This is a genomic window from Bartonella sp. AP36NXGY (genome assembly GCF_042195865.1).
GTDB lineage: Bacteria > Pseudomonadota > Alphaproteobacteria > Rhizobiales > Rhizobiaceae > Bartonella.
Genome location: NZ_JBHIPD010000019.1, coordinates 21,491 through 27,490, shown reverse-complemented (window position 1 = coordinate 27,490; position 6,000 = coordinate 21,491). Strand labels below are relative to the sequence as shown.

Annotated in this window: 5 protein-coding genes and 5 pseudogenes; 1 reads left to right on the top strand and 9 read right to left on the bottom strand. The window is 37.0% G+C overall.

Annotated features, from left to right (window positions below; all coding sequences use genetic code 11):
• The first annotated feature begins 141 nt into the window (after nt 1-141).
• Nucleotides 142-291, top strand: coding sequence for a hypothetical protein (locus ACFINX_RS07690; protein ID WP_375668579.1), 150 nt, complete (start codon nt 142-144; stop codon nt 289-291).
• A 244-nt stretch (nt 292-535) separates the two neighbouring features.
• Here the strand turns inward: ACFINX_RS07690 and ACFINX_RS07685 are convergent.
• The 9 genes and pseudogenes from ACFINX_RS07685 to ACFINX_RS07645 all read right to left on the bottom strand — a co-directional run bounded on the left by ACFINX_RS07685 (nt 536) and on the right by ACFINX_RS07645 (nt 5,810).
• Nucleotides 536-1,214 (bottom strand): annotated as a pseudogene (locus tag ACFINX_RS07685) (phage antirepressor KilAC domain-containing protein).
• A 585-nt stretch (nt 1,215-1,799) separates the two neighbouring features.
• Nucleotides 1,800-2,379 (bottom strand): annotated as a pseudogene (locus ACFINX_RS07680) (hypothetical protein).
• A gap of 3 nt (nt 2,380-2,382) precedes the next feature.
• A pseudogene (locus ACFINX_RS07675) lies at nt 2,383-2,702 on the bottom strand (hypothetical protein).
• A gap of 167 nt (nt 2,703-2,869) precedes the next feature.
• A pseudogene (locus ACFINX_RS07670) lies at nt 2,870-3,201 on the bottom strand (type II toxin-antitoxin system PemK/MazF family toxin).
• Nucleotides 3,201-3,419, bottom strand: coding sequence for an antitoxin (locus tag ACFINX_RS07665; RefSeq protein ID WP_375613730.1), 219 nt, complete (start codon nt 3,417-3,419; stop codon nt 3,201-3,203). The pseudogene ACFINX_RS07670 and the gene ACFINX_RS07665 overlap by 1 nt, the downstream one beginning before the upstream one ends.
• A 233-nt stretch (nt 3,420-3,652) precedes the next feature.
• Nucleotides 3,653-3,998: pseudogene (locus ACFINX_RS07660) on the bottom strand (hypothetical protein).
• A 468-nt stretch (nt 3,999-4,466) separates the two neighbouring features.
• Nucleotides 4,467-4,880: a hypothetical protein gene (locus ACFINX_RS07655; RefSeq protein ID WP_375668578.1), complete on the bottom strand. Its 414-nt coding sequence runs from the start codon at nt 4,878-4,880 to the stop codon at nt 4,467-4,469.
• A 270-nt stretch (nt 4,881-5,150) separates the two neighbouring features.
• Complete coding sequence (locus tag ACFINX_RS07650; RefSeq protein ID WP_375668577.1) at nt 5,151-5,423, bottom strand: hypothetical protein; 273 nt, start codon at nt 5,421-5,423, stop codon at nt 5,151-5,153.
• 159 nt (nt 5,424-5,582) lie between these two features.
• On the bottom strand, nt 5,583-5,810 hold the full coding sequence (locus ACFINX_RS07645; protein ID WP_375613726.1) for a hypothetical protein: 228 nt from the start codon (nt 5,808-5,810) through the stop codon (nt 5,583-5,585).
• Nucleotides 5,811-6,000 lie beyond the last annotated feature (190 nt).

Here is a 6,000-nt window from a genome sequence, read left to right as displayed (position 1 = left end):
TGATTAGCGAAGCGCAAAGAAAAGAAAATGCTACTGTTGTAGACAAATGTTAGAAAATCCTATTCCCTAACTTTTATTTACGCGTCCCTCACTGTAAAAAAGCTGTATAAATACAGCAAGTTATTTTTACATAAAACTTACATGTTATCCATAAATGGTATGTTGGGAGGAGGCGATTGGACTGGTGGCTCTAACAATGATCATCTTGTACGGAATTTTGCGCATTCTCGTTATGTAGAAGATGAAAAAATAGGCGCCCGTGGATGTAGCGAGCCACTTTATTATAATTAACGCGAGATTGATTAGAACATCATTTTATCCAGCCCCCACTGATGTGGGGCTTTTTTATGGAGCGTCAGATGAGAAAGATATCGAAAGAAGGATTGGCACTTCATCTTGAAGTTTTAAAATCAAAGCTTTTTCTACTAAACTCATGATGTCAACCAGAGCAGTACAATCTTATCACTCATATTTTCATGTCTAGAAAATTGAGATAATGCCATCCATAAATCGCATAAGAAGTTAGAATCTACCTTCATTGCACGCCTCCGTGGACTTGTTCTCTCAAACATGCTGCCCATCCTTTAAGTGTGATTTTTGTTGAAGGCAGCACCTTTTCTGTTCCATCCGGTTTTTGAATGGTGATGGCAGAACAGTCCATGAATCCTTTGTTGATTTTATCCTGATTAAGGTAACAATGGACCACTTGGAGCACGTCGATACACCCAATCATTTTTACGCAAGTAATCTATTAAATCCTTTGGTCTTATCTCCAACATCTTCACGGTTTCAAACAAACCAAACAAACCAAACAAACCATCAGAGCGTTTTAAGCCTTCTAAAGCTTTTGCTTTTGGTGCTAATTCTGAAATAACATGGTCTTTCTGCTCAATTTGATTTTGTAGATGATTTAAGGCGCCAAGTAATACTTCGGGTTTGGAGTAATCAATTTATGGAATAGCTACTTGTCTTTCCAACGGTTAATTATCTTTGCTCGTAAGGCAGTGCTGTAACTAGAAACAAGAATTAAGCATTCACGCTTTGGCGGGTTATAACAAGGGCGGCTTTCACCTTATGTTATCAAGGTAGTGCCCACCAAAATCAACCTTCTCAAATTTGAGGGCGTTAAGTTCTTCAAGCGTTTTCTTGATGTCACGCATAATATTGTCATGCCTTTTGCCACATAATTCAGTAATTTTAATAATGGTATTCATAAAGAATTCTTAGATGTTAGACGTTCCTTAATGACATTCTAAAAGAGTGCTGGTCGCTAAGAAACACGGCATCTAGTCCGTCGTTATGCCTTTCCCCGAAGGGGGGGATATGGCATAGCCACACCTGACAAAGCTATTATATGCATGTAGCATAGAATGAGTTAAAGCTTTTAAATTGCGGAAGATTAGTTATTTCGGCAACTAATCCGCTAGTTGTTTTAAGGTGTTTTTGAGGCACCTGATTTGAAAATACCTATTACTAGAATTGTCCAGTAATAAAAATTACTTTTTGCTAAGAAAACGTTTCACATACTGTACAGTGTACATATTGAAATTGTTATCTATCAATGAGTTAAGTGTACAATGTACAGTCAAATTGAAAATTCTGTCGCTAGCGATAGTTCGCACTAGCCTGTTCCGCAACGAAGCCAACCCGCTGGGAAGTACCTTTTATATTGATTTTATTGACTTTTTTATGGAAAAACAAAGCATAAGTGATAATCTGTTTTTAAAATTGCAATCAAAGTGTGTAATGCATAAACTCATAAGGATATGTAAGATATAGATAAAGCTTGAGAACATGATCTAGCCTTTCTTATTAGCAGCGTATTCTTGACGAGAAAGTTGTCTCTGTATATTTTTGGTTAATCTTTCATTGGCATATTGTGCAATAGCACTTGTAATCTCTGGCTTTGACATCACCCTAGCAATTGAGGGTCCCTCTTGTTTTGCAATGGGGAATTGATTTCCATCCACTCTTTGAAAAACATTACCATTCAGCTTTTTTAATTCAACACGCTTTGGAAAACTCCGATCCTTGATAAAAACATGGGCAAGATTTGTTTTTTTACAAACATTTTGTAAGCCACGCTGCGTTTTGTTCTTTTGCTTTAAAAAATTTAAGAAGTATCGGTGTTCCAGGACCAATGATATCTGTCTCAAGAAACCTTGCTGTCGCCTTTTCTTTAATATAAACACCTCTTCTTATACGCTTTATTTGGGCTGATGAGATGTCTGCAACTTGCTTTTCAGTGAAGCGTTCAACTTGTTTTGCTGTAGTGTTTAGAGCATTACGCAGAGCCCAATTAAGGCGAGGGGCTTGAAGGCTTGTGAAGGTATCTTTTGCCTGTTGAAGATACCATTTTTGGTGGATAATTAACTTCAACGTCTAAGCCTTTTTAAGAGTAGGTGTTGATGATTGAGAGACCTTAGATGCTTTTGGTTTTTCGAGTAAGGTTTCTTCAGTCATTGGTTCAGATAATGTTTGTGCTACTTCTTGTTCTATCTGCTTAATTTGTTCAACTGTCTTTTTAGGTTTTGCTGTTGTTTTGACGTCAACAAAAGGTTTTGCAGCATTGGCGCGCTTGAGACGTGCGTAGACCTGATTAGAAACTTCAACAAATGGATTATTGGGGGTAATGGTTCAAAGCGAACAGCGCTTTTATTGTCTCCAACAACACACATTGACGTAGTGATGACAGCTTTCATTATGGCTCCTTTTGAGTCATAATTAATGACATCATTAGTCAAATATTGATTTTTATTCTGTGAAAAATTGATTAGCTGATTGTCCGCAGAAAAAAATCATGATCTTATGCTTTTTTACTTTTTACCTAAAGTTGGTGTTTTTAAACATTTAAAAGTGTAGAAAAAATTCAAGTAAGAAATGTTGATAACCTTGCTAAGACTTCATCCATAATTATATATGGAATAGTTTCCATTCTTTTTCCATTACGCGCTACTATATCTAAAGCACGCGGTTGGTCACAGCGTATCACACCTGTTGTATGCAGCCCTGTTCCCACCAATGAAACAGCAAAGCCTGCTATTCTAGCAAAATTTCCTCCACTCGTAATGGGCAAAACAATGGGTGTTTTTGTTAAACGATTAAACGCCTCCGGTGACACAATCAGTACAGGACGCGTTCCTTTTTCTCATAGACAGAGGTTGGGTCAAGCGATACAAACCAAATTTTACCCCGCTTCATTACAAGAGCTCTCTGCCAATAAGCTTAGCATCAAACCACTCTACATCTTTATCCGCAAAATCGTCCGAAGGATTACATTCGGCTAACAATTCTTCAAGAGTGTAATTTTGCGATATTTGTGGTTTTACAACCAATTGTCCATTATCAATAGCCAAACCCACTTGCATATTTTCAGTAAGATGAAGAACATCAAACAATGCAGGCGGTATAGAGAGCATAACGGATCCTCCAACTTTACGTAATTTTGTTGTGCATAAAACGCCCTCTCTAATATTATATAAAAATATAACATAAAGTCCATGATTCAATAGCTTTTAATGCTTTTGTGCAAATGTTTAAGAAGCGCATTTAGAGCAATACGCAATATACTCTGAATAAAGTCAATATTTTTTTAATTTCTGAAAAACATAAAAATATAAAAGTTATAATACCAAACAAGGCTCTTAGCTGCTTATCTGTAAACATATTTATTTCTTGCGGTTTTCGATAATTTTTTGATCTCTCTGTTGATCTCGTCTATAAGAGGTTCGTAATTGAGAATGCTTTTCGGAATATCACCACCGTAAACCCATGCTTTTACTTGCGCTTTGGTACTAAAATCCGCATTTTTAGGTGTTTTGTAATACTGATCACCATCAAACTTTTCACACTCTCTTGTACCGTCTTCGTATTCGTAGAGGTTGTAAAAATACTCCTCTGTCCCATCCCCCATGGGACATACCCACTGCCGTTGCAACAAACCTCTTTCGCATGGGTTGTTTACGGTTTTTTAAGAATAGATGTTTTAAAATGAACATGCTTTAATCCTAATTTTACAAATTTGTCTATTTGCCTCAAATTTGACTGTACAGAGCGTTTTATATGATAGGTTTTTTATCGTAAAATCTTTAAATCACTCTGTACGGTGCCATTTTGTCGATTTAAATGCACATCCAATCAAAAAACGATTAGAAATTTTCACTAGTTTGCTAACCTGCAATGTTTTTCACTTGCTTTTCAACCAACGTGAGTGGTCTTGAATTCTCTCTCATTGCTTTTTCTTTCAGCCTTTTTTCACGGGTGTTCAAAACAGCCTGGTGTACAAGATTGGTTTTTGTCAAAAGACTATTTTCCAAATCACGACATAATTTTACTAACTCACGAGTGCTTGGAAAAACGTATCCGATAAACCTTCTACCTCATCGCATAAAATCCGTTTGACCGTTTTTATGAGTGACTACGCAGAAACACTTTCCAAAACCATTCCATAGGTAAGCGCCATATCTTCATGATTTGTCTGTTGCGAAATTTTTAAACCACACCGAAAGCATCCGAATTGCCTTGGTTATGTCCTCTTTACTCACTTTTATTGAAAACAATTCGTGAAGTTGATCACACGCTTCTAAGGCAATCGCTTCCTGCTGTTGTGTCAATGCTTGCCACTTTTCAAAACTAAAGGAAACTCCAGAGTTATCATCTCGTGAATGTGTTTCAAAGTGACCTCGAGGCCCGATATCAAGGATACTGTCTGAGATGCGTTCATCTACACTTTTTTGCCTTTGAGAGTGATTTCCATAGTTTTTTCCGTTCTCTAAATCCTCGATAGCTTTTTGCACCCAGTTGCGCCACATTGCTTTCCAATCCGTTTTGCGTGCATCTTTGCCTGTTCTAGCTTTCCAAAAATCTCGAAATTTTGCCATTTCGGCTTTGATACGCTCTGGAGGAAATCCCTCTTCGATTGCGAAATCATAAACAGGTTCGAAATTATCAGGGGTACGACAGCCACTGTCATTTCTAACCCGTTTAGCTTTTTCGTAATGTTCTCTTGCTCGTGAATGGAAGGTTGGGTTTCTACACCCGTTTCGATTTGCTCTGATGTGGTCTCAACAGCAGCAACCTATGTTGGTTCGTCAACCTGTTCGTTTGTTTCTAAATTTTCAGAAGCAGTTTTTTTTGCTAAAATGATAGTTTTAGTTTATATATATATTCTTATTCTGGTTCTTTATAGCTTGATTTTGCTTAGCGTTTGCTTCAGCAAAATCATTAAAATGTTTTTTATAGCGTTTTTTATTGTACACCTTTTTTCCAGCCTCACTATGAATTTGCGATATGGGCGCTTTTTTATCAGTAAAATCTTTTAGCTCTTCTTCAATGCGCGTATTCGACAAACCATTATCTTTCTCAAGAAATTTACCATTCTTCATGAGATATTCGACAATAGTTGCAAACTTTTTTGCGAGCAATTGCAAGCGCGGGCAAGCATTTCAAAATCTGTTTTAATTGGTGCTTTTTTGTCATATATGCGAATGAAAAGCGTTATATAAATGCCCCTTTGTTCTCATGTCATTCCATCTATCTCACTGTTCCAGTCATTCAAAAGGAATCTTATCCATGGCATTGTATTAGACATGCGCATTCCCTTCTTTAACTAAATATAAAATTGCTAAAGCATTTGCTTCGTTGTCATCTTTTGGATTGTATTCTTTTGCACACACCGTCTTAATCATCTTTTCTTGTGAGGCATTGACTTTATCTGTTGTGATTTTCATTTTTGTAAGCCATTGCTGAAAACGCAAATAGCGCCTACTATCGCCTTGAAAACGAAAAAATTCAAAATTGACAAGTGCCACTTGTTATACTGCTGTCTACACGAGAAATCGCCCAGCCTGTCTTAGATCTAGATCAAGGCAGAGAACGGTTTGTGTATTGATGATCATCTTCCCCCATGAAGGCTGTTGCGTATTTATATGTGCGCTATGACAGAGCGTGTTGTGATTGCCTGTTTTGAAAAAATGGTCGTGAGAAAGTACTTGAAACTAC